Below are 25967 nucleotides of genomic sequence, written 5' to 3'. Positions count from 1 at the left end.
TTTGCAGGGCAGCCGTTCTGAGATTGCGGCCGCGCGAGCCAAGGCAGCTTTTTGCCATGCATTGCACGAGAAAAGCACCTGGTTTTTTGGTGCGGCAGCGCACCCAAACCGAGCTGCGGCCGCCATTAGGCCCCGACTGACTGTCACCCCGGCGACATAATGCCGAGCGCCCCGGAGCAAAGACACCTATCCACAGGCGCAAGCGATCAGACGAGCCATGCATCGCGGCAAGACCGGGCCTGCCTGCTGCGAAGACAACTCGGGCTTGCGATATATTGCAGCCCGACCGGTCGCGAGCGCGGCGGCGGCGACGTGGAGGGCCGTCGCGCGCGCCGCGCTCCGATGAGCTTCGGGCTGGGGGGCATAGCCCGGGTGCTCATCTATCTCGTGGTGGAGGACCTGCGGCACCAGATGTCAGCCGCCCTCACTTGTCCTCACCATTTGTAGGAAACGCTGGCGGTGACGCGCCGGCGGTCGCCGTAGAAGCAGGAGGTGGTCGACGCGCAACTCGCGACATACATCTTGTCGGCCACATTGATCACGTTGAGCGCCGTCCGCCAGTTCTGCCATTCGTAATGGACCGCGAGATCGCCGAGCACCACCGCGGGAACCTCGAGGGTATTGGCAGTGTCGGCCCAGGACGCGCCGATGTAACGAACGCCACCGCCGAAACCAAATCCTTCCAGCGGTCCGTCCTTGAAGGTGTAGTCGGCCCAGCCCGAGACCAGGAGCTCAGGCGTGTTGGTCGGTGTCTTGCCGACGAGCGTCGGATCTAGATCCTTGCTGTTGAAGAGATGATAGGCCGTGAAGGAGCCGATGAACTTCAGCTCCTTCGTGGCATTGGCCACCGCTTCGAGCTCGATACCGCGCGAGGTCACCTCGCCCGTCTGGTTCTGCAGGACTGGAACGCTGCCCGGCAATGTCGTCGCGACGTTCTGACGGACCAGATCGAACGCCGAGACCGTGAAATAACCGTCGAAGCCTTTTGGCGCGACCTTTACGCCGATTTCGGCCTGCTTGCCGGTCTCCGGCAGAAACAGCTGGTTCTGGGCGTTGAGCCCGATGATCGGATTGTAGCTCGTCGAATAGGAGACGTAGGGCGCGATGCCATTGTCGAAATTGTAGATCAGCCCGGCGCGGCCGCTGAACCTGCTGTCGTTGCGGCTCCCGACCGTGGCGCCGGTGTCACGCGTTTCCTGCGTCGTCTCGACCCAGTCATTGCGGCCACTCAGCACCAGCGTGAAGTTGCCGAGCTTCATCTGGTCCTGAAGATAAGTGCCGGCCTGCTTCTGAGTGATCAGGAAGTTCCGGAACGGAGCGGCCGGCAGTGCGACCTCGGCCGCCCCATAGGCGGGATTGAAGACGTTGATCGCGGGCACGCCGCCCCCGAAGGCCTGGTAGTCGTCGATCTGGTATCCCTTCAGATCGACGCCGAACAGCATCGTGTGCCTGACCGGGCCCGTATTGAAGCGATACTCGAGCTGGTTGTCGAGATTGGCCTGATTGGCAGTGTTCTTTGCATACCAATTGTACCGATTGAGCGTGGCCGTGTTGATGTTGGCCCAATCGTTGCCGACATAGCCGCGGTAGGTGATGTCGACATGCGCAAAGCGGGCGTTCTGACGGAACGTCAGGTCCTCGGTGAGATTGCGCGCGAACTGATAGCCAAGCATCTCCTGCTCGCGTGTGAACTTGTCGACGCTGGGATCGCCGACGAAGAAGCTGGTCGGAATCTTGCCGAACGGTGCGTTGGTCACCGTGCCCTGGTAGGGCAGGAAGTTGATGCCGCGGGTGTCCTGCTTCGAGGCCGAGGCCAGCACCGTGAAGCTCGTGTCGGCGTCCGGCTTCCAGGTGAACGATGGCGCGATGAAGTAGTTGTTGTCGGGCGTGAAGTTGACCTGCGTGCCGCCGTTCTGGACCTGGCCGACCACGCGGGCGAACAGCTTGCCGTTCTCGGGGCTGGTCGCGACCGGCCCGCCGAAATCGAAGCTGACATAGGCGTTGCCGAAATTGTTGACGCCGGTCTCGACGTAGCGGATCGGCTCGGCGGGCGGCAACTTGCTGATGACGTTGACGATGCCGCTCGGGCTCGATCCACCGTAGAGCACCGCGGACGGACCGCGCAGCACCTCGACCCGCTCCATGTTCGGCGTCTGGAGCTTCCAGCTCGCATAGGAGGTGTAGAACAGCTGCATGCCGTCGAGGAACAGTCCGATGTCCTCGGACTTGAAGCCGCGGATCAGCCACCAGTCGTTGCGGGTGTCGGTGCCAAACGTTCCCGCCCGCACACCGGCGGTGTAGCGCAGGACCTCATCGAGCTTGTTCGGCTTCTGGTCGCGGATCTGCTCGGCGCCGATGACGGACACCGACTGCGGCGTCTCGATGATCGGCGTGTTGGTCTTGGTGCCGGACGAGCTGCGACCCGCGACGTAGCCGTTCACCGGGCCGCGCGGCGTCTCGACGAAGCCGACGTTGCGCTGCAGCTGCGGCCTGTTCCTGTTGGCAGTCTGCTCCGACGACCGCGGCGCGCGGCGCTGAGGGGTCGTGGCGGCGCGGCGGCGCGCTTCCGGCGCGGTGACGGTCACCGGCGGCAGGCTCGCTGCGCCACCCTGCGCGGACGATTGTGCAAGCGATGCCTGCGGCATCAAAACCCAAGCGGACGCGGTCGCCAACACGGCCGACCGCAGCATTCCCAGACTGTTCAACGCGCCACCCCGAAGCTGCATGTTCGATGCGTCATGCCGCCTGTCCCCGGACGGCATGCGCTCACCGGCGACGCTTATGGGAGGGCGCGAGAATTCCCTAATTGAAAGCTTCTTAGAAGGACTCTTAGAAGGGATCCAACCTGTCGAGAGAGCGCTGCGAGATCAGCGTGCGTTCTTCTCGCTCTCGAGCATCTCGGCGGCGATCGCCGTGAGCCGATCGACTTGACCCAGCAGCGTGTGGAACTCGGCTTCGCTCAGCTGTTCCAGCAGGCGCCGGTTGCGCTCCTGCGCGCCGTCGACGATCGCATCATGCGCGGCGAGGCCCGCCGCCGTCAGCGAGATCAGCACTTCGCGGCTATCTTTCGGATTAGCCGATTTCACGATCAGCTTGCGCGAGAGCAGATTTGCCAGCGCGCGGCTGATCTGTCCCTTGTCCTGGCCGACGGCCTCGGCAAGCCGCGCCACGCTCATCGGCGGCCGGCGGCCGAGCGAGGCGACGAGACCGAACTCGACCGAGGACAATCCGGTGAGGCGCTTGTAACGCAGGATCGCACCGCGCTTGAGCAGATTGGCAAGCACCATCAGTCGCGACGACAGCATCACGGTGATCGGGGCCGACGGTTCGCTCTCGTCTGCGGGCGACGTCGCCCCGCCCCTGCTCTCGGTCTGGCTCATGATCCACCTCTGCCAAGAAAGCCCGAGCCTGCCAAGCCCCGCCGCCCGCCTCATCAAATGCGACTAAGAGGCATTTGGAAGATCGTTGACATTGTCATCGAATTATCTTTCTCTGGATCCAAGGCATCGAAAAGGCCCGGCCATCACGGGCCAAAGCGGGAGGACCAGCATGACCATCACCCAGCGGGATCGTGATCTCGGCACGGCCTATGCGATGAAGCCGGCGCACACCCGCACCGAGCTGACCTCGGTCGTGCGCGGCACGCCGATGGGCGAACTGCTGCGCCGTTACTGGCACCCGGTCGGGCTCGTCGGTGACGCCACCGACACACCGAGGAAGGTGCGCGCTCTGGGTGAGGATCTGGTGCTGTTCCGCGACAAGCATGGCCGCGCCGGCCTCTTGCACGCCCGCTGCTGCCACCGCGGCACTACGCTCTACTATGGCAAGGTCGAGGAGGACGGCATCCGTTGCTGCTATCACGGCTGGAAGTTCGACACCGAGGGCCACTGCCTGGAGCAGCCCTGCGAGCCCGACGGCGGCCAGTTCAAGGACAAGGTGCGCCAGCCCTGGTATCCGGTCGAGGAACGCTACGGACTGATCTTCGCCTATATGGGGCCGGCCGAGAAACGCCCGGTGCTGCCGGCTTACGAGTGCCTGGAGACAATGGACGACGGCGAGCTGGTCGAGGCCGATGATTCCTCGATCGGCGGCGGTGGCCCCGCCATCATTCCGTGCAACTGGCTGCAGCATTTCGAGAACGTGGTCGATCCCTATCACGTGCCGGTGCTGCACGGCTCGTTCTCGGGCCCGCAATTCACCAACATGATGGCGTCGATCCCGGAGGTGACGTTCGAGAAATCGCCGCGCGGCGTCCTCGTCCGCTCCGAGCGCAAGCAGGACGACGGCAAGGTGTTCTATCGCGTCAGCGAGGCCGCGCTGCCGACCTTACGCGTCGTGCCGAACCCGCGCGTCGCGCAGTTCGCGCGCGTCGAGTCGATCGGCTGGGTCCTTCCGATCGACGACGGCTCCTTCCGGATCTATGTCGCCGGCCGCGTCAAGGCTCCCGGCGACATCAGCCGCATGCGCTCGAAGTTCAACGGCAAGTTCTGGTGGGACATGACCGAGCAAGAGCACCAGCAATTTCCGGGCGATTACGAGGCCCAGGTCGGCCAGGGCGAGGTCACCGTTCATTCCGAGGAGCATTTCGGCCAGAGCGACCGCGGCATCCTGTTGATCCGGCGCATGCTGAGCGACCAGCTCGATGCGCTCGCCGCGGGCCGCGATCCGATCGGCGTCTCGTTCGATGCCGGCGCGCCTGCGGTCGCATTCGAAGCGGGGAATTACATCCGCGAAGGCTGATCTACCAGCTCCAAACGGAGCTGGACCGACAACGATAACAACGACAGATTGGGGGAAGCGATGGTCGATGTGACGTCACAGATGTCGGTGCAAACGGCTGCCGCGGCAAAGCCCCCGGCGCGGCGCTATTACGTGCTGGGGCTGCTCACCATCATCTACGCGCTGAACTTCCTCGACCGCACGATCTTCAACGTGCTGATCGAGCCGATCAAGAAGGAGTTTGCCCTCAGCGACACCATGATGGGCCTGCTCGCGGGCTTCGGCTTTGCGCTGTTCTATTCTCTGCTCGGCATTCCCATTGCGCGTGTTGCCGACCGGCTCAACCGCCGCAACATCGTGGCGTTGGCCTTTGCGTTCTGGAGCGCGATGACCGCGCTGTGCGGCGCGGCCACCAGCGTGACCTCGCTGGCGCTGGCGCGCATCGGCGTCGGCGCCGGCGAATCCGCGGGCTCGCCGGCCTCGCAATCGATCGTCGCCGACCTCTTCGCCAAGAACGAGCGCCCGCGCGCGCTCGGCATCTACGCCATCGGCACCTATCTCGGCGTCTTCCTCGGCTATTTCATCGGCGGCTACGTCAACCAGCACTATGGCTGGCGGATGGCCTTCTATGTCGCCGGCCTGCCCGGCATCCTGCTCGCACTGGTGCTGTGGCTGACGATCTCCGAGCCGAAGCGCGGCGCGATGCAGGAGAGTTTCGTGCCCGAGCCGCTCGGGCCGACGCTGCGCTTTCTCGCCTCGCAGCGCAGCTTCATCATCGTCCTGATCGGCTTCTGCCTCACCACCTACACGAACTACGCGACCGCGGCCTGGATCCCGCCGTTCCTGGCCCGCGTGCATCATCTGTCGAGCGCCGAGATCGGCACCTATGCCGGCACCTTCAAGGGCCTGGCCGGCATGGCCGGCACCCTGCTCGGCGGTTTCGTCGTGGCGCAGGTCAGCCGCCGCGACGACCGCTGGAAGCTGTGGGCGCCCGCGATCACCTCGGGACTCGCCGGGCCGGTGTTCGCGCTGTGCATGCTGACGCAGGATTTCGCGATGATGGTCGCCATGCTCGCGCTGACCTCGTTCCTGGTCGGCTTCCATCTCGGCCCGATCTTCGCGATCGCGCAGACGGTGGCCAAGCCCAGCATGCGCGCGCTCGCCTCCGCGCTGATTGCGCTCACCGCCACCTGCTTCGGCCAGGGCGTCGGCCCGCTCGCGGTCGGCATGGTCAATGACGCGCTGAAGGGCAGTTATGGCGCAGAGGCCGTGCGCTATTCCCTGCTCTCGGCGGCGGTCACGACCACGCTCGGCGCACTCCTGTTCATCTGGGCCGCCCGCGCGATCCGGGACGACATCGGCCGTGCCGCGGCCTGAGACCGGCCCGGTTGGGCCCGCCCGGCGAAACAGGCCGGGCGGCGAGATGAAACCATTTTGCGGAACCCGCGAAACCATCCGGAAACAGATGGTCCTTAAGACATGAGCCCATAGACGGCGGCAAAGCCCGTCGGGAGGCTCAGATGAACCACTCAATTCACTCTGCTGATCGTGCGACCCACCTGAAGATCGTGGTGGTGGCGCTGGTGGCTGGCATCACAGTGGCGGCCTTCGGGATCGCAGCCCGCACCAATGCCGATTACAGCCAGACCGCCCAGTCCACCCACGTGATCAAGGCCGGCAAGCCGGTGGTGGTGACGAGCGCCGGCACGTCCGAGATTCGCTGAAAGGTCCGCTTCCGGGCTGACCGATGGCCGCCTCCGGGCGGCCTTTTCGTTTTCCAGAGCAATGCTTAGCCGAGATACACCGTGCCAGCGCAACGTCCTTGACTTCACTCAGCCCCGCCTTTAATTCCCCCCTCGTTCCGCGCGCATCGAGCGAACCACGCGGGAGTAGCTCAGTTGGTTAGAGCGCCGGCCTGTCACGCCGGAGGTCGCGGGTTCGAGCCCCGTCTCTCGCGCCATTTTGGCAATCCCTTCATAGTCTTAGCTTGAACTTCTCGACTTCTGCCGCATCTGCGCCGGCGATTCCCTGCCGCTGGCGGGAACTCTCGGCATAGTCAGCCCGCGCCCGAATCGTCTACGTCTCAAAGGACTTAGAGGGATCCCCACGCATTCTCGGCTTTTCCAGGGATTCCCTGTCATTGGACAACCGGGGAGGCCAGTCATGGCTAAGAAGGATTCGGCCAAGAAGGATTCGGCGAAGAAGGCAGCCGCTCCCGCCACCATCACGCTCAAGCAGCTCGCCGCCGATATCGCCGAGAGCCAGGATCTGTCGAAAAAGCACGCCGAGGCGGTCCTGACCGACATGGTCGATTTGATCGCCAAGCACCTCAGGAAGGGCGACCGGGTCCGCATCGTCGGGCTCGGCATCCTCCAGGTCCGCAAGCGCGCCGCCCGAACCGGCCGCAATCCCGCCACCGGCGAGCCGATCCACATCAAGGCCAGCAAGAAGGTCACCTTCCGCCCGGTCAAGGAACTGAAAGAGGCGATCTGAAGCTACTCTTCGTTAAGCCTGATCCCACCTCCTTCCTGCCGCAACGCGGCCCGCTTTTCTGGTATACCGGCTGCTCCCCTGACCCCGGCGGTTTGACCAGAAATGTCCTCCCTCACCTTTTCGCATACCGTGACCGAGCGCTTCCTGCGCTACGTCACCATCGACACCCAGTCCGATCCTGAATCCCCTCACTCGCCCTCGACCGAGAAGCAGAAGGATCTCGGCCGCGTGCTCGCCGCGGAGCTGAAGGCCATGGGCGTCGAGGACGCGCATCTCGACGATTACGGCTACGTCTACGGAACGATCCCGGCCAACACCGACAAGAAGGTGCCGGTGATCTGCTTCTGCTCGCACATGGACACTTCGCCCGACGTCACCGGCAAGGACGTGAAGCCGCAAGTTCTGAGGAACTATCGCGGCGGCGACATCACCCTGCCGGGCGATGCCAGCCAAGTGATCCGCTTCAATGAGCATCCCGCGCTGAAGAACCAGATCGGCAACGACATCATCACCACCGACGGCACCACGCTGCTGGGCGCCGACAACAAGGCAGGCGTTGCCGAGATCATGGATGCAGCGCACTTCTTCATCAACAATCCCGATGTGAAGCACGGCACCATCAAGATCCTGTTCACGCCGGACGAGGAGATCGGCCGCGGCGTCGACAATGTCGACATCAACAAGCTGGGTGCCGATTTCGGCTATACCATGGACGGCGAAAGCGCCGGCTGCGTCGAGGACGAGACGTTCTCGGCCGACGGCGCCACCATCACCATCAACGGCGTCAGCGCCCATCCCGGCTACGCCAAGGGCAAGATGGAGCACGCGATCAAGATCGCGGCCGCCATCGTCGAGCGGCTGCCGAAGGAAGGCTGCTCGCCGGAGACGACCTCGGGCAAGCAGGGCTTTCTGCATCCGATCGGCATCGAGGGTGCGCTGGAACAGGCGAGGCTCTCGTTCATCGTCCGCGACTTCACCGAGGAAGGGCTGAAGGAGAAGGAGGTCCTGCTCGAGACCATCGTCAAGGACGTGATGAAGGACTATCCGCGCTCGACCTACACGTTCGAGGTGCGGGAGCAGTACCGCAACATGAAGCAGGTGATCGACCGTCACCCGCACGTGCTCGAATACGCTATCGAGGCGATCCGCCGCGCCGGCCTGCGCCCGATGCGCACCGCGATCCGCGGCGGCACCGACGGCTCGCGCCTGTCTTTCATGGGCCTGCCCTGCCCCAACATCTTTGCCGGCGAGCACGCGTTTCATTCGCGGCTCGAATGGGTCAGCCGGCAGGACATGGAAAAAGCCGTGCAGACCATCGTGCATCTCGCGATGATCTGGGAGGAGAAAGCCTGAAACTTCCTGCAAGCGTCCGTTATGGCCGGGCTTGCGCCCGGCCATTTGTTTTGGAACCTACGGCACCGGCATTGCGCGCGGGCTGCGGTGGAAGCGATTTGAGCTCGCCATCCAGTTCGGCAACGGCTCTCCGTCACGATGCCGTCCGCCAGCGACAGCCGCAGCCCAAGCCACCGCGGCGCCGATCAGGGTCGCGGCTGCGACCGAGAAGGCCACGATGATCGCGTTGCGCCGCGCGCGGTTGATGGCCGTCTTCGAGTCTGCGATCAGCACATCGACGCGCCGTTCGGCATCAGGGGCCGCCAGTCCCGTTACTGCGGCAACCTGCTGCACGAGGTAGGTCCGGTCATCGGCGCTGACGCCGCTGTGGCTGGATGACGTCATGAGGACACGCCCCGCTTCGGCGCGGGCTTCCCTCAGATCCGTGTTTGGCGCGCGGCGGGGCGCGCGGAACAGCTTGTCGAGCTCATAGCTCAGCAGCGGCTCGGCTGCGGAGGTATTGCTCGCGGAGCTGCGCATCGGCGAACGGTCGATCGCAGCAGCGCCAAGAAGCGCCAGCAGAGCTGCGCCAGCCAGCACGGCCAATGCCCAGGCGGTCAGGCCATGCAGCCCGTCGCGCCGCTCGCCATCATCCTCGATCGTTGCAAGCGCAGGCGCCGGTCGCGTCGTCCGGCCAGCGATGTAGCCGCCGAAGCCGAAGCTGATGATCGCCTGGACGATCAGATAGAGCCCGGAGAGCAGCGCCAGCGCCGCCGAGGCATCGCGCCAGGTCGGCGAGGCCGAACTGACACCCAGGCCGACCGCGACACCGAAGCCGACCAGAATGAACGACATTGCGCCGGCGGCGAGAGCGCCTGCGAGCACCGAGCTCCACTGGATGGTCCGGCGGTCGTCGGCAGCCGTGGCACCGCGCTCCATCATGTTGTCGCGTACGAGGGTTTCCATTGCCGTTCTCTCAGCGCAGGCCGAAGAACGACAGGATCGCCATGACCACGACGATCAAGCCGATGAGATAAATCAGTCCGTCCATAGTCCCGTCCTCCTCAGTTTCTCCTGCTCGCTAAATCGCGAGATATGAGGAACGTTCCTAATTCGGCATCAATTGCGGAACGAACCGGCGAGACGGGCGTTGCCTGTTCGAGTCCCAAGGATGAAGATTGTGAGCACGAAGGCCTAAGCCGGTCAGCCCCGGGCTGGGGCCTTCCTTTTGCGCTTCCTGTCCTATGTTAGCGACGCCGGCTCTGCGATCATAAAGGATGCCACCGGGGCGGAACCTCCGGATCGGGGAGAGCCGCGTGGACCGCAGAACGGCGTGCCTTCATCGGGCAGATGCATTTCGGGAAAAGGCGATCGCCGATCCCGAGCAGCACGACAGATGGGTCGATGAAGCCATCAAATGGCTGGAGCGGGCGATGGAAGCCGGCCGTTGCGCAATCGTCTCGGCCGAAGCCGGTGACACCGGCGATCTTCCAGAGGTGGCATGCGAAGCAGCAGCCGACGCTCAACTGGGCCTGATCACGCGCCAATGAGACGCGTGTTGGCGTTTGCGGCCAGCACTGCGGCAATTCTTCAAGGGACGTAACAATGTTGCAGGTCGACACTGTTCCCACCCCCATGCTAGGCCGGGCATAGACCGCAACCAGAGTGACGTCGTGCCCGCGAACCGCCAGCCCTCAGGAACTTGCCGCCGGCGCAACTGGCGCGGGCTGCTGTCTGTGCTGATCGCGGCTGTCTACCTGCTGGCGAGCGCGCTGCATGGCTCGCACGACATCGACGTCACCACGCCGGGCGGCGGCTCGGAGATCGCAGCGGTCCTCGATGGCCCCACGGGCCACAGCGACCACAAGGCCATCGGCGGACATCATTGCCATGGCTGCTTCTCGCTGACGGTGACACAGCCGGCGCCGGCGGCCGTTTCGGTCGCGCTTGCATCCGCATCCAGCCCGCAGCCTGCACCCCGGCTCGCCGGAATTACCCCCGATACCGATTCCCCGCCTCCCAAACATATTGCCTGAACGGATTGGTCGGGGCGTCCGCGCCCATTAGGTTCATCCTTCACAGGTCGGTTTTATGTTGCGCAGGAGAATGGCCGCGCGCCTGGCGTGCGCGGTGGCGTGTCTGATTGCTGGATCGGCGATTGCGCCGTCGCACGCCCAGACTTTGACGATGCGGAGCGCGCTGTCGCGCGCGCTGGCCGCGAGCCCACGGCTGACGGCGGCGGAGCGCGACGTCGGCATCGCCACGGGCCAGCGCATCCAGGCGGGCGCCCTGCTCAATCCGGAACTGTCCTACGAGCAGGACGATTCATTCGGCTCCGGCAAATATCGCGGGACCCGATCGGCCGAGACCACGCTCCAGATCAGCCAGGCCTTTGAGCTGTTCGGCAAGCGCGACGCGCGGATCGCGGCCGGCGCGGCCGGGATCGAGGTCGCCGCGATCCAGCGCAAGGCGGTCAGGCTGGAGGTGCTGTCGGAGACCGCGATCGCCTTCCTCAGCGTGCTCGGCGCGCAGCGGCGCATCCAGATCCTCGACGAGCAGATTGCGGCGATCGACCGCTTGACGCCGCTGCTGCGCCGCCGCGTCGAGGCCGGCGCCTCCTCGCCGGCCGAGACTGGCCGCGCCGAAGTGGCCTCCGCCCTGGTGAAGGCCGACCGCGAACGCTTCAAGGCAACGCTGGCCAGCGCCCGGCGCGAGCTTGCCGTGCTGATGGGCGACGCATCCGCGAAATTCGGCGAGGTCTCCGGCCGTCTCGACACCATGGGCAAGCCGCCGACGTTCCAGTCGGTGGTCGCCGCCATCGACGCCAATCCGCAGCTGGTGCGCTGGACCGCCGTCTTCGCCCAGCGCAATGCCGAGCTGCTGCTGGCCCGGCTCAAGCCCTATCCGGACGTGCGGATCGCCGCAGGCTGGCGCCACTTCAACGAGACCAATGACGATGCGGTGCGGCTCTCCCTCTCGGTGCCGATCCCCGTGTTCGACCAGAACCAGGGCAATATCCTCTCGGCGCAGGAAAGCCTCGCCAAGACCAAGGCCGAGCGCGAGGCCAACCGCAACACCTTGATCGTGATTGCCGGCCGCGCCTACGACTCGTTGCAGGGCTCGCTGCGCGAGCTCGCCGTGCTGCGTGAGATCGCCATTCCCAAGGCCGTCGAGGCGTCCGAGGCGATTTCGCAAGGCTACGGCCAGGGCCGCTTCACCCTGCTCGAGGTGCTCGACGCCGAGGCGAGCGTCACCCAGGCGCGGCTGCGCGAGCAGGAGGCGCTCCAAAATTTCCACGCAGGCGTTGCGACCATCGAAGGTCTCGTCGGCAATCCCTTCACGCTGGCGCGGGAGAGCGCACGATGAAGACGTCCTCCACCATTCTCGTCGCCATCGTTGCCGCCGCGCTCGGCGCTTACGGCTATTCCCTGCTCGCGCCGGCCACGCCCGCGCATACCGAGCACACTGAGCATTCCGAAAAGAAGCCGAACGACCATGTCGAGCAGGATGAGCACGGTGCCGACCGCATCCGCATCTCCGACGTCAAGCTGGCGGCCGCGGGCGTCACGCTCGCCGAGGCCGCGAGCGCGACCCTGACCGACACGCTCGCCTTCAATGGCATTCTGCGTGCCAACCAGGAAGCCGTGGTGCAGGTGACGCCGCGCTTTCCGGGCCTCGCCAAATCGATCCAGAAGCGCATCGGCGACAAGGTCGGCAAGGACGATCTGCTCGCCGCGATCGAGAGCAACCAGAGCCTCACCGTCTACGAGCTGAAAGCTCCCATTGCCGGAACCATCATCGAGCGACAAATCTCGCTCGGCGAATATGCCTCCGAACAGAAGCCGGCCTTCGTCGTCGCCGACCTCTCGACCATCTGGGTCGACCTGTCGATCTATCGGCAGGATCTCCGGCGCGTCCACCTCAACGACGAGGTGCTGATCGATCCCGACGATGGCCGCGGCGAGATCAAGGGCACGATCTCCTACATGGCGCCGATCGGCTCCAGCGAGACCCAGACAGCGCTTGCACGCGTGGTGCTGCAAAATCCGGATGGCCGCCTGCGGCCCGGCCTGTTCGTCACGGCGAGGCTGATCCTCGCCGCGCGCAACGTCGCGGTCGCCGTACGCCGCAGCGCGATCCAGACGCTGGAGAACCGGACCATCGTGTTCGTCCGCGAGGACGGCGACAAGATCGAGGCACGCCCGGTTGAAACAGGGGATTCCGATCCGCGCCATGTCGAGATCAAGGCCGGCCTGTCGGCCGGCGAGCACTACGTCGCCGAGAACAGCTTCGTCGTGAAGGCGGAGATGGGCAAGGGCGAGGCCGAACATGATTGAGCGCCTCATCGCCGTCTCGCTGCATCAGCGCTGGCTGGTCCTCCTGTTGGCGCTCGGCGCCATTGCTTTCGGGGCCTGGAATTTCCAGCACCTTCCGATCGACGCGGTGCCTGACATCACCAACGTCCAGGTCCAGATCAACACCCGCGCGCCCGGCTATTCGCCGCTCGAGACCGAGCAGCGCATCACCTTCCCCGTCGAGACCGCGATGGGCGGCCTGCCCAAGCTCGACTATACCCGCTCGCTGTCGCGCTACGGCCTCAGCCAGGTGACGGTCGTCTTCAAGGACGGCACCGACATCTTCTTCGCCCGCCAGCTCGTCGGCGAACGCATCCAGCAGGTGAAAGACCAGCTTCCGGCTGGCGTCGAGGTCGCGATGGGCCCGGTCTCGACCGGGCTCGGCGAGATCTTCATGTACACCGTGGAAGCCAAGACGGGCGCGAAGACGCAAGGCGGTCACGACTATTCGTTGACCGATTTGCGCACCGTGCAGGACTGGATCATCAAGCCGCAGCTTCGCAACGTGCCAGGGGTGATCGAGGTCAACACCATCGGCGGCTTCGAGCGGCAATTCCACGTGCTGCCGGACCCGGGCAAACTGATGGCCTACCGGCTCGGCTTTCGCGACGTCATGACGGCGCTCGCCGCCAACAACGCCAATGTCGGCGCCGGCTATATCGAGCGCAACGGCGAGCAATATCTGGTTCGCTCCCCCGGCCAGGTCGGGAATATCGGCGAAATCCAGGACATCGTCATCGGCTCGCGCGGCGGAAATCCCGTCAGGATCAGGGATGTCGCGACCGTCACGGAAGGCCGCGATCTCCGCACGGGCGCCGCGACGCGCGATGGCGAGGAGACCGTGCTCGGCACCGCCATGCTCCTGATCGGCGAGAACAGCCGCACGGTGGCCCGCCGCGTCGCGGCCCGGCTCGAGGACATCGCCAAATCGCTGCCCGATGGCGTCGTGACGCGAACCGTCTACGACCGCACCGATCTGGTCGAAGCCACCATCCGTACCGTCAGGAACAACCTCCTCGAAGGCGCCGCCCTGGTGGTGGCGGTGCTGTTCCTGATCCTCGGCAACATCCGCGCCGCCCTCGTGGTGGCCTGCGTCATTCCGCTGTCCATGTCGATGACGATCACCGGCATGGTCGAGACGAAAGTCAGCGCGAACCTGATGAGCCTCGGCGCGATCGACTTTGGCATCGTCGTCGACGGTGCCGTGATCATCGTCGAGAATTGCCTGCGCATGCTGGCCGCGGCCCAGCGCGAGAAAGGCGGCCTGCTCACGACCTCTGAGCGGCTCCGTGCGATCCTGCGCGGGTCCAGCGAGGTGATCAAGCCGAGCCTGTTCGGAACGCTGATCATCGCCGTGGTCTATCTGCCCGTGCTGACGCTGACGGGCGTCGAGGGCAAGATGTTCACGCCGATGGCGCTGACAGTGCTGATGGCGCTGGGCGCCGCGGTGCTGTTCTCCATCACCTTCGTGCCGGCGGCCGTCGCCATCTTCGTCACCGGCAAGGTGTCCGAGCACGAAAACCTGTTCATGCGCATGGCCAAGCGCGCCTACCTCCCCCTGCTCCGCTTTGCCATCGACAACCGGCTCGCGGTCGCCGTCATGGCCGCATTCATCGTGGTCGCAAGCGGCATCGCCGCTTCGAGGATGGGCGGCGAGTTCATTCCGAGCCTGGACGAAGGCGACGTCGCGCTGGCCTCGATCCGGATTCCCGGCACCAGTCTGACGCAATCGCTGGACCTGCAGAAGGCGCTGGAAAAGCGCATCACGCAGATTCCGGAGGTGAAGGAGTTCTTCACCCGCATCGGCACCGCCGAGATCGCGACCGATCCGATGTCGCCGGCGCAGACGGATGGCTACATCATGCTGAAGCCGCGCGCCGAATGGCCCGACCCGGGCAAATCGAAATCGGAGGTGATCGAAGCGATCGACAAGGCCGCCGACGACATTCCCGGCAGCGCCTATGAGATTTCCCAGCCGATCCAGTTCCGCGTCAACGAGCTGATCTCGGGGGTGCGCAGCGACGTCGGCGTCAAGATCTTCGGCGATGACCTCGACATCCTGCAAGGCGCCGCCAAGCAGGTCGAGGCCGCGATCCGCGGCGTCCGCGGCGCCAGCGACGTCAAGATCGAGCAGGTCGCAGGGCTTCCGATCCTCACCGTCCGCCTCGATCGCCAGGCGCTCGCCCGCTACGGCCTGAGCGTCGGTGAGGTGCAGGGCATCGTCGAGATCGCGGTCGGCGGCAAGTCGGCCGGCAAGCTGTTCGAGGGCGACCGCCGCTTCGATATCGTGGTTCGCCTGCCGGAGCATCTACGCGGCAATCTCGAGGCGATCCGGGCGATCCCGATCCCTCTGCCGCCCGGCGAGGACGCCGCAACCGCCACGGCCGTTCGCACCGCGCTGTCCGCCTCCCCGCTCACCCAGATGCGCTACGTGCCGCTGTCGTCGGTTGCAACCGTGGATGCCACGCCCGGCCCGAACCAGATCAGCCGCGAGAACGGCAAGCGGCGCATCGTCGTCACGGCCAATGTCCGCGCGCGCGACCTCGGCTCCTTCGTGACCGAAGCCGAGACGGCGGTCGCGGAGAAGGTCAAGCTGCCACCCGGCTACTGGATCGGCTGGGGTGGCCAGTTCGAGCAGTTGGTCTCCGCGACAAAACGGCTGATGATCGTGGTGCCGGTGGCGCTGCTGCTGGTGTTCCTGCTGCTGTTCATGGGCATGGGGTCGGCGGCGGACGCAGCGCTTGTGTTTTCCGGCGTGCCGCTGGCGCTGACCGGCGGCGTCGCCGCGCTCTTGCTGCGCGGTATTCCGCTTTCCATCAGCGCCGGCGTCGGCTTCATCGCGCTGTCGGGCGTCGCTGTCCTCAACGGCCTCGTCATCATCGCCTTCATCGAGCGCCTGCGCAGCGAGGGGCGGCCCATCGCGGACGCCGTGCGCGAGGGGGCGCTGACGCGGCTGCGCCCGGTGCTGATGACCGCGCTGGTCGCCTCGCTCGGCTTCGTGCCGATGGCGCTCGCGACCGGTGCTGGCGCCGAGGTGCAGCGGCCGCTGGCGACGGTGGTGATCGGCGGCATCATCTCCTCGACCGTGCTGACATTGCTGGTGCTGCCCGCGCTCTACGTGCTGTTCCGCCGTGACGTCGCAAACGAAACGCCTACAATGGCAGCTGATTTGGCGACGTCCGGGGAGCGCTAGAATTGGGCAGCCACGACCATCACGGTCATCATCACCATGATCACGCCGACCATGGTCCTGGTCATGGTCACGACCACAGTCACGGCCATGTCCATGCGCCCGCCAATTTCGGCAAGGCATTCGCGATCGGCATTTCGCTCAACACCGCCCTCGTCGTGGCCGAGGCGGTCTACGGCTATCTCGGCAATTCCACCGCCCTGCTCGCGGACGCCGGCCATAATTTGTCCGACGTGCTCGGACTGGTCGTGGCCTGGGGCGCCTCGATCGCGGCACGGCGCGCGCCGAGCGGCCGCTTCACCTACGGTTTTCGCGCCTCCACCATTCTGGCGGCACTGGCCAATGCGGTGTTCCTGCTGGTCGCAACCGGCGCAATCGGCTGGGAGGCGATCCTGCGCCTGCGCGAGCCGGAGCCGGTCGCGGGCGTCACGGTGATGGTGGTCGCCGGCATCGGCATCCTCATCAACGGCTTCACGGCCATGCTGTTTGCGAGCGGCCGCAAGGACGATATCAACGTCGAAGGCGCCTATCTGCACATGGCCGCCGACGCAGCGGTCTCGCTTGGCGTCGTGGTCTCGGCGGCGCTGATCATCTGGACCGGCTGGCTCTGGCTCGACCCCGTCACCAGCCTCGTCATCTGCGCCACCATCCTGTGGAGCACGACCAGCCTGTTGCGCGGCTCCATCGACATGTCGATGGCGGCAGCGCCCAAGGGCACCGACCTCGCCGCGATCAGGTCGTTCTTGCTCGCGCGTCCCGGCGTGTCCGCGATCCACGATCTCCATGTCTGGCCGATCTCGACCACCGAGACGGCGCTGACCTGCCACCTCGTCATGCCCACTGGGGCCGGCGATGCCTTCCTGATGGAGACGGCGCAGCTCCTGAAGACGGCCCATCGCATCGGCCACACCACGCTTCAGGTCGAGACCCATCCGGACAATGGCTGCGCGCTGGCGCCGGATGATGTGGTGTGACCGCGTCTATGCCTCGCCGCGCTCGGCCCGCTCGGACTTGGCCCCGGCCCTGAGCCAATCGAACAGCACACTCCCCAGGATCGCGCTCGAGCCGGCGAGGAAGGGAATGACGTAGTACGCGTAGCGATTGAGCCCATAAACGAGGAAGGTCGGAAACGCGGCGCTGGCCAACGCCAGCAGGATCATCAAGCTGCCGCCGGCAACAAGGCGGCCGGTCGGCCACCGCACCAAACCCGCATGGCTCGCAGGGACGCCAATCAGAAGCACGAGAGCGAGGCCGAGTGTCGCCGCGGACAGCCACCAGATCGGACCCGGGAAATCGTCGTATTCGGTCGAAACCTCCACCCCGCAGCACAGCGCGACCAGCTCCGAGTTGGGCGCGTAGCCACGCGCAAAAAGGCGGTTCAGGGTGAGCTGAAGCCGATCCGCGGAGAGCAGCCGCGACAGTGGCCACCAGGGTTTGTAGTAGTCGTGAACCAACTGTCCGGACTTCAACCCGGTCGGGCTGCCAAAGAACGGGAACCTGTCGCGGTCCATGAAATATTCGTAGCCCTGCGGATTGGGCGTCCGCCGCGCAACCGAATTTGCGTCGAACAGCAGGAAGTACATTTCCCGGAGAAAGTGCTTCGTGAGGTGTCGATAGAGCGTCGACGGCGTCGTCAGCGTTTCGATGAAGATGTCACGCACGACCCGCTCGAGATCCACTTCGCTGTCGCCGGGCTTCGCCAGCCGGTGTATCGCGCCGAACGGCCACTGATAGACACCGGTGTCGGGCCATCCCTGAGGAGTGTCCGCAGCTCGCATCTGCTCGACGTATCCCCGCGCCTGCGCCTTCCGGTCGAGATGAACGCCGTGCTCGAAATCGCCGGAATAGCCGACCACGAAGGCCATCGCGGCCACGATCTCGTTGCCGGCGGGGCGTTTGCCGATCGCCAAGTTGATCGCCGCCGGCGTCAGGTAGACGGCCGAGGCGAAAAAGCCTGCCAGTGCAAGCACGCCAAGCCGGCGCAGGAGCCCTGCGTCCAGCACCACCACCAGCCATAACAGAATGACCGCGGCCTGACCTATTGCGGCCGACCGGCATGTCATCACGGCGCCGAGCGTCAAGCCCACGGCCGCTGCGGCCGGCAACGCCGGCCATTTCCTGAAGGCGGCGCCCGCGGCGATGAAAGCCGCAAGACTGACCAGGAAGTTGGAGATCGTCTCCGCACCGATCGTGTTGTCGTAGTGGACGATGCGGCCGTGCAACGCCGCCAGACAAAAGGCCACGAGCGCGAAGAAACGCGGCGCGCCGGCAAAACGCACGATCCCTGCAACGAAAAGCGCAGTGCCGACGCTCATCAGGTGCTGCGCGATGACGAAGACGAGGATGTGCGGGCCGAACAGTTTTGACAGCAGCACAAGGAAGGCGGCCACACCGTACGGCCGCTTCATCATATCCTCGAGATATTGTCCTCTCAGGATGGATTCGGCCTGTATGATATAGGCCGCGCTGTCCTCATGGATGAAGTGATCCGGCCAGTTCATCAGGAAAGCAAGGTGAACCATCAAGGCCAGGCCGATCGCGCAAACCCAGACCCAGAACCACGCGATGGAGTTCACCCACCGGGGCAAGGCGGACCAAAGACCAGTGCGCTGGTTCAGTGCTGGATTCATCTTCAATGCTCGCAACCGGGAGTTCGGGGGCGACTACGTCGCCTTCGCGGTCACGATCCAGATCGCGCCCTGCAACGCGACGCTCTGCTCCTTCTGGAACGGCGCGAGCATCTCGCGGATCGAGGCTTTTGCGGCCGCGTACGTCTCCGGCGGGTGTCCCTGCAGCGCGCGGCTGGCTGGGCCGATCTGCAGGGCACCGTCAACCGCGGCATCGAGGCCGCCACCGATCGCGACATCCATCTCCAGATTATGCGGCTCCATCGCCATGTCGACGAAACCCGCTCCCTTCAGGATGCGCATCACACGCTCCTCCGAGGCGAACGCGAACGGGCCCGGCTCCTCCGGCCCGACCGGCGGCATCTTCGGCACGTGCTTGTAGACCGCCATCAGCGGCGCCATCATCCACGGGTTTTCCTTTGGCTCGCGCCAGCAGGCGAAGGCGAGCCGCCCGGTCGGCTTCAGCGCGCGCCGCAAGTTGCTGAAGGACGCAATGGGATCGGCAAAGAACATCACGCCGAAGCGCGAGGCCAAAAGATCGAAGCTCGCCGGCTCCAACGGATGCACCGTTGCATCCGCCAGCACGAAATCGAGCGGCAGGCCTTTTGGCGCGAACGCGCGCGCCTGGGACAGCATCGGCTCTGACACATCGAGGCCGAGCGCAAACCCATCGGGCGCCACCGCCTTGGCGAACGCGAACGTCGTCGCACCGGAGCCGCAGCCGACATCGAGGACGCGCTCCCCGGGCCTCGGCTTGGCGCGGTCGATCAGCGCCGCGGCAATCGGTCCGAGCAGGCTCTCCTGCGCCGCATGGCGATCGGCCCAGCGCTGGCCGCTCGGGCCGTTCCAATAGGCGATCTGGTCGGCGTTTTGCTCGTGTCCGCTCGGCTGCTGCATGGTGTTCCCGGTCATTCCCATTCGCGATGCCCATCCCGTCGGTTTTGCAACCGCACAGGGGCGATACCACGTCGGGATGGCGGGCGCACCCCTTCAAGGAGTCAAGGCGGGTCGCGCGCCGGGCCCGGAATTACGAGATTGCGATGGTCGAACGGCCTCGGCTCATGCGACGCGCTTCGCGCAGGCACGCCCGGCAGACATGTCGGTAGATGAGATCCAGCAGAGCACACATTGGCCAACCCTCCGTTGTGACTTGCGGGCGGACATTGGCCTATGCCCGTACGGGCGCCTGTGATGTTCGTCACATTAGGCGTCTTTGCCTCCAGGGCATACTCCGACTACTCTGATCACATTGCGATTTGGGGCTGCAATGGGCACGATTCGGATTTTTCTATTTTTTCTGGCGATATTCTGCCTGGGCTGCGGATCGGCGCACGCTGAAAAGCGCGTGGCTCTCGTCATCGGCAATTCCGCCTACAAGAGCGTGCCCCGGCTGACCAATCCGGTGAACGACGCTTCGCTGGTCGGCGGCATGTTCAGGAAGGCCGGCTTCGACACCGTGGACGTCAAGCTCGACCTGAGCGTCGTCGACATGCGCAAGGCCCTGCGCGAGTTCGGCACCAAGGCGCGCGAGGCCGACGTCGCCGTCATCTATTATGCCGGCCACGGGATCGAGCTGGACGGCAACAATTATCTCGTTCCGACCGACGCCGCGCTGGAAACCGATACCGATGTCTTCGACGAGGCTTTCCCGCTCGATCGGCTGCTGTTCGCCATCGAACCGGCCAAGCAGCTCCGCCTCGTCATCCTCGATGCCTGCCGCGACAATCCCTTTGCCAAGACCATGAAGCGCACGATCGCCGCGCGCGCCATCGGCCGCGGCCTCGCCAAGGTCGAGCCGACCAGCCCGAACACCATGGTCGCCTTCGCGGCGAAGGCGGGCTCGACCGCTTCGGACGGCGACGCCAAAAACAGCCCGTTTGCCGCAGCGCTGGTCGAACGCCTGCCGACGCCGGGGCTCGACCTGCGCAAGGCCTTCGGCTTCGTGCGCGACGATGTCCTCAAGAACACCGGCTACAAGCAGGAGCCCTATGTCTATGGCTCGCTGGGCGGCGACGACGTGCCGCTGGTTGCGACGAAACCGGTCGTCGCCGGCCCCCAGGCCAACCCCGACAGTGAGATCCGGCGCGACTACGAACTGGCGCTTCAGCTCGGTACGCGTGACGGCTGGACAGCCTTCCTCAACCGCTTTCCGAGTAGCTTCTATACCGATCTTGCCAAAGGCCAGTTGAACAAGATCGCTGCCGAAGAAACCCGCGCGACCACGGCGGACAAGGCTCGGCAGGCGGAAGAGGAGAAGGCCCGGCTCGCAGCCGAGCGCGCCACCAAGGCCGAGCAGGAGAAGGCGGCGGCCGCGGCCAAGGCGGCCGAGGAGAAGCGTCTTGCGGCCGAGAAGGCCAAGCAGGTCGAGGAAGCCAAGGCCGCCGCAGCGGAGCAGCGCCGGAAGGACGCCGAGGCGGCAGCGGCGAAGGCCCTCGCCGAGAAGCTTGCCGCGGAGAAGGCGCTCGCCGAGAAGCTGGCGAACGACAAGGCCACCGCCGAGACGGCCGCCAAGCTGGCCGCGGAGAAACAAGCCTCTGCCAGCGCGGAGCAGAAGGTCGCAGCGATAGCGCCCTCTTCGACCCCGCCGACAATGTCGCCGCAGGAAACGACGAAGCTGGTTCAGTCGGAGCTCCGCCGTGTCGGCTGTCTGACAGCTTCCGGAGACGGCGATTGGAATGCCTCATCACAGCGTTCGCTGGCGCTGTTCAACAAATATGCCGGCACCAAATTCGACGCCAAGCTTGCAAGCTTCGATGCGCTGGACGCGATCAAGGCGAAGCCCGGCCGCGTCTGTCCGCTGATCTGCGACCGCGGCTTCAGGGCAGACGGCGACACCTGCACCAAGATCGCCTGCCGCGCCGGCTACCGCGTCAATGACGACAATGAATGCGAGAAGGTGCAGGACAAGAAGCCGATCGCGACGCGCGAGGACGCCAAGAAGCGGGATACTGAGCGCAAGCAAACGGAAGCCAAACCATCCAAGCCTCAGGCAAGCGGGCAGCTTATATGCGGCAACGCAGGCTGTCGTCCGGTCAAATCGGGATGCCGGGTCGAGAGTGGGAGCTCGTCGGGTGCGGGATCGGTCGGATACAGGGAAGTGTGTCCCTAACTCTTCGGCAGCTTCAGGAGTTTAGCCGGGTCGAATTTTTCGGCCCCAGAGTTGGCTGTTCTTCACTTTCGGTCACGGAATCGAACCGCGGACCCTCTCGGTGTAAACGAGATGCTCTAACCAGCTGAGCTAACCCCTTGCCGTAGACATCACCAGACCCGGCGCAGCCGGTCTCATCCGTGCGCATTACGGCCGCATTGGTTTCACCGAACGGCCACATCGGAATCAGATGCCAACCAGATTTCGTCGATAGGTTTTGCCGTTCCTCAAACTGGAAAAGGCATGACCATGCGCAGCTTCACGGCATCCGTCATCGTTGCAGCTCTCTGTCTCGGAACACCGGCTCTGGTGCAGGCACAGGGCGCATCGTCGCAATCCGGCGCGGAACAGCCGTCCACGCAGTCCAGCACCGAGATCCGGAGCATACAGGTTGTGGACGTCAAGGAATTGCAGCCGGCCGTGCGCGCGAAGGTCGATGAACTCGTGGCGCACACAAGCGACAAGGACATCCAGTCGCTCCGGCAGTCCATCGACGCCACACCGCAAGCAGCCTCCGTGCTCAAGGCCAAGGGCTTGAGCTCGTCACAAGTCGTCGCGATCAACATCGCCGATGGTGTCCTGACGATGTTCACCAAGACAGCCTGACAATCAGGCGGGGTTCCAGGCCGAGGCGTTGCGCAGCGGCGGCGAGCACGATCGCCGCCTCCTCGGGCGCGCTCGGCCCTTGCTCCGACACCCGCCGAGGCGCTAAAGAGGCGCCGTGGGGCGGTTAGCTCAGCTGGTTAGAGCATCTCGTTTACACCGAGAGGGTCCGCGGTTCGAATCCGTGACCGCCCACCAGCCTTCGCTCGCTTCGCGAGCTTCGGCTGGGCAAGCCGGCAACTCGGCAGGCCAGCATTCGTGCTCGTGGCGCGAAGTGAGCGAAGGCTGCCGCGCCGAAGCCCAACGGGCGAAGGCGGGCTTTGAGCCGCGAGCTTCGGCTCGGCAAGCCAACCTCAATCCTGCGGCCTCCCCGGCAGCAGCGGCACCGCGTCGATCCATACCGCCGCCGACTGGCACCAGATCTGCCTGACGGGGCGCAATTTGTCGCGCTGGCGGATAGAGCCCCAGCGGATGCCCCAATCGTCGGCCTCATCGCCCTCGCCGCTGGTGAACAGCGGGGAACCGCAATCGGCGCAGAAGTGCTGGAAGCGCATCCGGCCGTTGTCGCCGCGCTTGCCGTAGACCTTGGGCGTGCCGCCGGTCAGGCGGACATCAACGCCGGAGCAGACGGCTGTCACCCGGAACGGCGAGCCGGTCAGCGTCTGGCAATCGGTGCAGTGACAGACCGAGACCTCCTCCGGATCGACCTCGGCCTCGAAGGTGACTGTCCCGCAATGGCATTGCCCGTCGATCTGCATCGCCCTCCTCCCCTTGCCCCCAAAACAAAAACGGCGCCCGAAGGCGCCGTTCTATCATTTTTTCGCCGAACCTCAGTGAGCGGTCAGGCCGCCGGCGGCTTCATCGCCGTCCGGCTTCACCGTCACCTTGGTGTCCTCTTCCCAGACGATCGGCACAGGCTTCTTCACCAGCGCCTTGGCGACGACGTCGTCGAGGCGCGAGACCGGGATGATCTCCATGCCGCCCTTGATCGCATCGGAAATCTCCGTGAGATCCTTGGCGTTGTCCTCGGGGATCAGCACCGTCTTGATGCCGCCGCGGGCCGCAGCCAGCAGCTTCTCCTTCAGGCCGCCGATCGGCAGCACGCGGCCGCGCAGCGTGATCTCGCCGGTCATCGCGACATCGTGGCGGACCGGGATGCCGGTCATGACCGAGATGATCGCGGTGGCCATGGCGACGCCCGCGGACGGGCCGTCCTTCGGCGTCGCGCCCTCAGGCACGTGCACGTGGATGTCGCGGCGGTCGAACATCGGCGGCTCGATGCCGTAGTTGATCGCACGCGAGCGGACGTAGGACGCCGCCGCCGAAATCGACTCCTTCATCACGTCGCGCAGATTGCCCGTGACCGTCATCTTGCCCTTGCCGGGCATCATGACGCCTTCGATGGTGAGCAGCTCACCGCCGACATCGGTCCAGGCAAGGCCGGTAACGATGCCGACCTGCGGCTCGCTCTCGATCTCGCCGAAGCGGTACTTCGGCACGCCGAGCAGCTCTTCCAGAGTCTTCTCGGTGACCTTGACCGACTTCTTCTTGGAGATCATCAGCTCCTTCACCGCCTTGCGGGCGAGTGTGGAGAGCTCACGCTCCAGATTACGCACGCCCGCTTCGCGGGTGTAGCGGCGGATCAAAAGCAGCAGCGCGTCGTCGTCGATCGAGAACTCCTTGGAGTCCAGGCCATGCTTGGACACCGCGTTCGGGATCAGATGCTTGCGCGCGATCTCGACCTTCTCGTTCTCGGTGTAGCCCGCGATCCGGATGATCTCCATGCGGTCCATCAGCGGCCCGGGAATATTGAGCGTATTCGCGGTCGTGATGAACATCACGTTGGACAGATCGTAGTCGACCTCGAGATAGTGGTCGTTGAAGGTGCCGTTCTGCTCGGGGTCGAGGACCTCGAGCAGAGCCGAGGACGGATCGCCGCGGAAATCGGCGCCCATCTTGTCGATCTCGTCCAGCAGGAACAGCGGATTGGACGACTTCGCCTTGCGCATCGACTGGATGATCTTGCCGGGCATCGAGCCGATATAGGTGCGGCGGTGACCGCGGATCTCGGCCTCGTCGCGCACGCCGCCGAGCGAGACGCGCACGAATTCGCGCCCCGTCGCCTTCGCGATCGACTTGCCGAGCGAGGTCTTGCCGACGCCGGGAGGCCCGACCAGGCACAGGATCGGGCCCGTGAGCTTGTTGGCGCGCGACTGCACGGCGAGATACTCGACGATGCGCTCCTTGACCTTCTCCAGCCCGTAGTGATCGGAGTCCAGGATGGCCTGCGCCGATTCCAGGTCCTTCTTCACCTTGGACTTCTTGTTCCACGGGATCGACAGCAGCCAATCCAGATAGTTGCGCACGACGGTCGCTTCCGCGGACATCGGCGACATCTGCCGCAGCTTCTTCAATTCATGCTGCGCCTTCTCGCGCGCTTCCTTGGAGAGCTTGGTCTTGGCGATCTTCTCTTCGAGATCGGCGAGCTCGTCGCGACCGTCGTCGTCGCCGAGCTCCTTCTGGATCGCCTTCATCTGCTCGTTGAGATAATACTCGCGCTGGGTCTTCTCCATCTGGCGCTTGACCCGGGAGCGGATGCGCTTCTCGACCTGCAGCACCGAGATCTCGCTCTCCATCAGGCCCAGCACCTTCTCCAGGCGCGTGGTGACGGACAGCGTCTCCAGGATACCCTGGCGATCCGCGATCTTGACGGCGAGATGCGAGGCAACGGTGTCGGCGAGCTTGGCGAAATCGGTGATCGCCTGCACGACGCCGACGACCTCGGCCGAGATCTTCTTGTTGAGCTTCACATAGCTCTCGAAGTCGGACACGACCGAGCGCGACAGCGCTTCCGCCTCGACCGACTTCGCATCGGTGTCGGCCAGCGCAATGGCGGTCGCTTCGTAATAGTCGGCGCGATCGGTGTATTTCTGCACGCGCGCACGCTCGAGCCCTTCGACCAGCACCTTCACGGTGCCGTCGGGAAGCTTCAAGAGCTGCAGCACGCTGGCAAGCGTACCGGTCTCGTAAATGGAGTCGGGCGCCGGATCATCGTCGGACGCGTTCTTCTGCGTCGCGAGCATGATCAGCGCGTCGTTCTTCATCACCTCTTCGAGCGCGCGGATCGACTTCTCGCGACCGACGAAGAGCGGAACGATCATGTGCGGGAAGACGACGATGTCGCGCAGCGGCAGCACGGGATAGGCGTGCGTTTCGCCATGAACGATGGTTGGCCTGGGTTTTGGATTAGTCATGGCCTTTTCCTTTTGCTTTGCCCCCTTGCACGCAGCCCGCCATGCTCATGCGCAACCGCCACAAGGTGCCGAGGTGATCCGCAAAACCGATCGGTCCGTTTTTCGCGTTGGACCGGCTCGCCGGATCGGAACTGAGGCGAATCTGGAAGAGAATTTTCGCTCGCCGCCGACATTAGGTGGCTATCGACCCGGGGGGTGTCAAGTCATTGAAAAACGCGCGCCATCAGTCGCTTACGCAACGCGGTA

Annotated in this window: 20 protein-coding genes and 2 tRNA genes; 15 read left to right on the top strand and 7 right to left on the bottom strand. The window is 65.0% G+C overall.

From position 1 onward, the window contains the following. Positions 1-434: 434 nt before the first annotated feature. Positions 435-2690 (bottom strand): TonB-dependent siderophore receptor, encoded by a 2256-nt coding sequence (locus tag XI03_RS15480; protein ID WP_271592576.1) that lies wholly within the window; start codon positions 2688-2690, stop codon positions 435-437. A gap of 177 nt (positions 2691-2867) precedes the next feature. Next, on the bottom strand, positions 2868-3380 hold the full coding sequence (locus tag XI03_RS15475) for a MarR family winged helix-turn-helix transcriptional regulator (protein ID WP_038948739.1): 513 nt from the start codon (positions 3378-3380) through the stop codon (positions 2868-2870). A 169-nt stretch (positions 3381-3549) separates the two neighbouring features. Here XI03_RS15475 and XI03_RS15470 point away from each other — a divergent pair, with 169 nt between their 5' ends. From XI03_RS15470 to pepT, 6 genes are all read left to right on the top strand, one after another. Next, positions 3550-4740: an aromatic ring-hydroxylating dioxygenase subunit alpha gene (locus tag XI03_RS15470; protein ID WP_271592575.1), complete on the top strand. Its 1191-nt coding sequence runs from the start codon at positions 3550-3552 to the stop codon at positions 4738-4740. 60 nt (positions 4741-4800) lie between these two features. Continuing rightward, positions 4801-6096 (top strand): spinster family MFS transporter, encoded by a 1296-nt coding sequence (locus XI03_RS15465; protein WP_271592574.1) that lies wholly within the window; start codon positions 4801-4803, stop codon positions 6094-6096. A 143-nt stretch (positions 6097-6239) separates the two neighbouring features. Continuing rightward, the gene (locus XI03_RS15460) at positions 6240-6443 is read left to right on the top strand and encodes a hypothetical protein (RefSeq protein WP_018320134.1); all 204 of its coding nucleotides are present in this window, start codon (positions 6240-6242) and stop codon (positions 6441-6443) included. A 159-nt stretch (positions 6444-6602) separates the two neighbouring features. Next, positions 6603-6679, top strand: a tRNA-Asp gene (locus XI03_RS15455). 203 nt (positions 6680-6882) lie between these two features. After that, positions 6883-7212 carry an HU family DNA-binding protein gene (locus XI03_RS15450; protein ID WP_028141450.1) on the top strand — a complete coding sequence of 110 codons (330 nt, stop codon included), beginning with the start codon at positions 6883-6885 and terminating at the stop codon, positions 7210-7212. A gap of 102 nt (positions 7213-7314) precedes the next feature. Continuing rightward, positions 7315-8565, top strand: a complete 1251-nt coding sequence (gene pepT / locus XI03_RS15445) for a peptidase T (RefSeq protein WP_271592573.1) — start codon at positions 7315-7317, stop codon at positions 8563-8565. Positions 8566-8622: 57 nt separating this feature from the next. Here pepT and XI03_RS15440 read toward each other — a convergent pair whose 3' ends face one another. After that, positions 8623-9510 carry a hypothetical protein gene (locus XI03_RS15440; protein ID WP_038948746.1) on the bottom strand — a complete coding sequence of 296 codons (888 nt, stop codon included), beginning with the start codon at positions 9508-9510 and terminating at the stop codon, positions 8623-8625. Positions 9511-9860: 350 nt separating this feature from the next. Here XI03_RS15440 and XI03_RS15435 point away from each other — a divergent pair, with 350 nt between their 5' ends. The 6 genes from XI03_RS15435 (at position 9861) to XI03_RS15410 (ending at position 17063) form a co-directional block, all read left to right on the top strand. Continuing rightward, the gene (locus XI03_RS15435) at positions 9861-10094 is read left to right on the top strand and encodes a hypothetical protein (protein ID WP_271592572.1); all 234 of its coding nucleotides are present in this window, start codon (positions 9861-9863) and stop codon (positions 10092-10094) included. Between the two features lie 123 nt (positions 10095-10217). Beyond that, positions 10218-10580, top strand: coding sequence for a hypothetical protein (locus tag XI03_RS15430; protein ID WP_028141446.1), 363 nt, complete (start codon positions 10218-10220; stop codon positions 10578-10580). A gap of 55 nt (positions 10581-10635) precedes the next feature. Beyond that, a complete protein-coding gene (ihpA, locus tag XI03_RS15425) occupies positions 10636-11910 on the top strand; it encodes a divalent metal ion exporter subunit IhpA (protein ID WP_038971419.1) in 1275 nt (424 codons plus the stop codon). After that, entirely contained in the window at positions 11907-12881 is a 975-nt protein-coding gene (gene ihpB, locus XI03_RS15420) for a divalent metal ion exporter adaptor subunit IhpB (RefSeq protein WP_028141444.1), read from the top strand. The genes ihpA and ihpB overlap by 4 nt, the downstream gene beginning before the upstream one ends. Further along, positions 12874-16092, top strand: a complete 3219-nt coding sequence (locus XI03_RS15415; protein ID WP_271592571.1) for an efflux RND transporter permease subunit — start codon at positions 12874-12876, stop codon at positions 16090-16092. The genes ihpB and XI03_RS15415 overlap by 8 nt, the downstream gene beginning before the upstream one ends. Positions 16093-16094: 2 nt before the next feature. Beyond that, positions 16095-17063, top strand: a complete 969-nt coding sequence (locus tag XI03_RS15410) for a cation diffusion facilitator family transporter (protein WP_271592570.1) — start codon at positions 16095-16097, stop codon at positions 17061-17063. A 6-nt stretch (positions 17064-17069) separates the two neighbouring features. Here the strand turns inward: XI03_RS15410 and XI03_RS15405 are convergent, their stop codons facing one another. Next, on the bottom strand, positions 17070-18734 hold the full coding sequence (locus tag XI03_RS15405) for a hypothetical protein (RefSeq protein WP_271592569.1): 1665 nt from the start codon (positions 18732-18734) through the stop codon (positions 17070-17072). Between the two features lie 18 nt (positions 18735-18752). Next, the gene (locus XI03_RS15400; RefSeq protein WP_271592609.1) at positions 18753-19613 is read right to left on the bottom strand and encodes a class I SAM-dependent methyltransferase; all 861 of its coding nucleotides are present in this window, start codon (positions 19611-19613) and stop codon (positions 18753-18755) included. A 370-nt stretch (positions 19614-19983) separates the two neighbouring features. Here XI03_RS15400 and XI03_RS15395 point away from each other — a divergent pair, with 370 nt between their 5' ends. The 3 genes from XI03_RS15395 to XI03_RS15385 all read left to right on the top strand — a co-directional run bounded on the left by XI03_RS15395 (position 19984) and on the right by XI03_RS15385 (position 22665). Further along, positions 19984-21825, top strand: a complete 1842-nt coding sequence (locus XI03_RS15395) for a caspase family protein (RefSeq protein ID WP_271592568.1) — start codon at positions 19984-19986, stop codon at positions 21823-21825. A gap of 282 nt (positions 21826-22107) precedes the next feature. Continuing rightward, positions 22108-22470 (top strand): hypothetical protein, encoded by a 363-nt coding sequence (locus tag XI03_RS15390; RefSeq protein WP_271592567.1) that lies wholly within the window; start codon positions 22108-22110, stop codon positions 22468-22470. Positions 22471-22588: 118 nt separating this feature from the next. Further along, a tRNA-Val gene (locus XI03_RS15385) sits at positions 22589-22665 on the top strand. Between the two features lie 155 nt (positions 22666-22820). Here XI03_RS15385 and XI03_RS15380 read toward each other — a convergent pair. Beyond that, positions 22821-23225, bottom strand: a complete 405-nt coding sequence (locus tag XI03_RS15380) for a GFA family protein (RefSeq protein WP_271592566.1) — start codon at positions 23223-23225, stop codon at positions 22821-22823. 72 nt (positions 23226-23297) lie between these two features. Next, positions 23298-25721, bottom strand: a complete 2424-nt coding sequence (gene lon / locus XI03_RS15375; protein ID WP_028141439.1) for an endopeptidase La — start codon at positions 25719-25721, stop codon at positions 23298-23300. Positions 25722-25967: the final 246 nt, after the last annotated feature.

It is taken from the genome of Bradyrhizobium sp. CCBAU 65884 (genome assembly GCF_028128835.1).
In the GTDB taxonomy this organism is placed as follows: Bacteria; Pseudomonadota; Alphaproteobacteria; order Rhizobiales; family Xanthobacteraceae; genus Bradyrhizobium; species Bradyrhizobium ottawaense.
Note: the sequence above shows the minus strand (reverse complement) of the source record. Positions and strands in the feature narration are given on the sequence as shown.

Excerpts from the sequence above, each read along its gene's own strand:
- XI03_RS15480 (WP_271592576.1), bottom strand. The coding sequence starts at position 2,690 with ATGCTGCGGTCGGCCGTGTTGGCGACCGCGTCCGCTTGGGTTTTGATG.
- XI03_RS15475 (WP_038948739.1), bottom strand. The coding sequence starts at position 3,380 with ATGAGCCAGACCGAGAGCAGGGGCGGGGCGACGTCGCCCGCAGACGAG.
- XI03_RS15470 (WP_271592575.1), top strand. The coding sequence starts at position 3,550 with ATGACCATCACCCAGCGGGATCGTGATCTCGGCACGGCCTATGCGATG.
- XI03_RS15465 (WP_271592574.1), top strand. The coding sequence starts at position 4,801 with ATGGTCGATGTGACGTCACAGATGTCGGTGCAAACGGCTGCCGCGGCA.
- XI03_RS15460 (WP_018320134.1), top strand. The coding sequence starts at position 6,240 with ATGAACCACTCAATTCACTCTGCTGATCGTGCGACCCACCTGAAGATC.
- XI03_RS15450 (WP_028141450.1), top strand. The coding sequence starts at position 6,883 with ATGGCTAAGAAGGATTCGGCCAAGAAGGATTCGGCGAAGAAGGCAGCC.
- pepT (WP_271592573.1), top strand. The coding sequence starts at position 7,315 with ATGTCCTCCCTCACCTTTTCGCATACCGTGACCGAGCGCTTCCTGCGC.
- XI03_RS15440 (WP_038948746.1), bottom strand. The coding sequence starts at position 9,510 with ATGGAAACCCTCGTACGCGACAACATGATGGAGCGCGGTGCCACGGCT.
- ihpA (WP_038971419.1), top strand. The coding sequence starts at position 10,636 with ATGTTGCGCAGGAGAATGGCCGCGCGCCTGGCGTGCGCGGTGGCGTGT.
- ihpB (WP_028141444.1), top strand. The coding sequence starts at position 11,907 with ATGAAGACGTCCTCCACCATTCTCGTCGCCATCGTTGCCGCCGCGCTC.
- XI03_RS15415 (WP_271592571.1), top strand. The coding sequence starts at position 12,874 with ATGATTGAGCGCCTCATCGCCGTCTCGCTGCATCAGCGCTGGCTGGTC.
- XI03_RS15400 (WP_271592609.1), bottom strand. The coding sequence starts at position 19,613 with ATGCAGCAGCCGAGCGGACACGAGCAAAACGCCGACCAGATCGCCTAT.
- XI03_RS15395 (WP_271592568.1), top strand. The coding sequence starts at position 19,984 with ATGGGCACGATTCGGATTTTTCTATTTTTTCTGGCGATATTCTGCCTG.
- XI03_RS15390 (WP_271592567.1), top strand. The coding sequence starts at position 22,108 with ATGACCATGCGCAGCTTCACGGCATCCGTCATCGTTGCAGCTCTCTGT.
- XI03_RS15380 (WP_271592566.1), bottom strand. The coding sequence starts at position 23,225 with ATGCAGATCGACGGGCAATGCCATTGCGGGACAGTCACCTTCGAGGCC.
- lon (WP_028141439.1), bottom strand. The coding sequence starts at position 25,721 with ATGACTAATCCAAAACCCAGGCCAACCATCGTTCATGGCGAAACGCAC.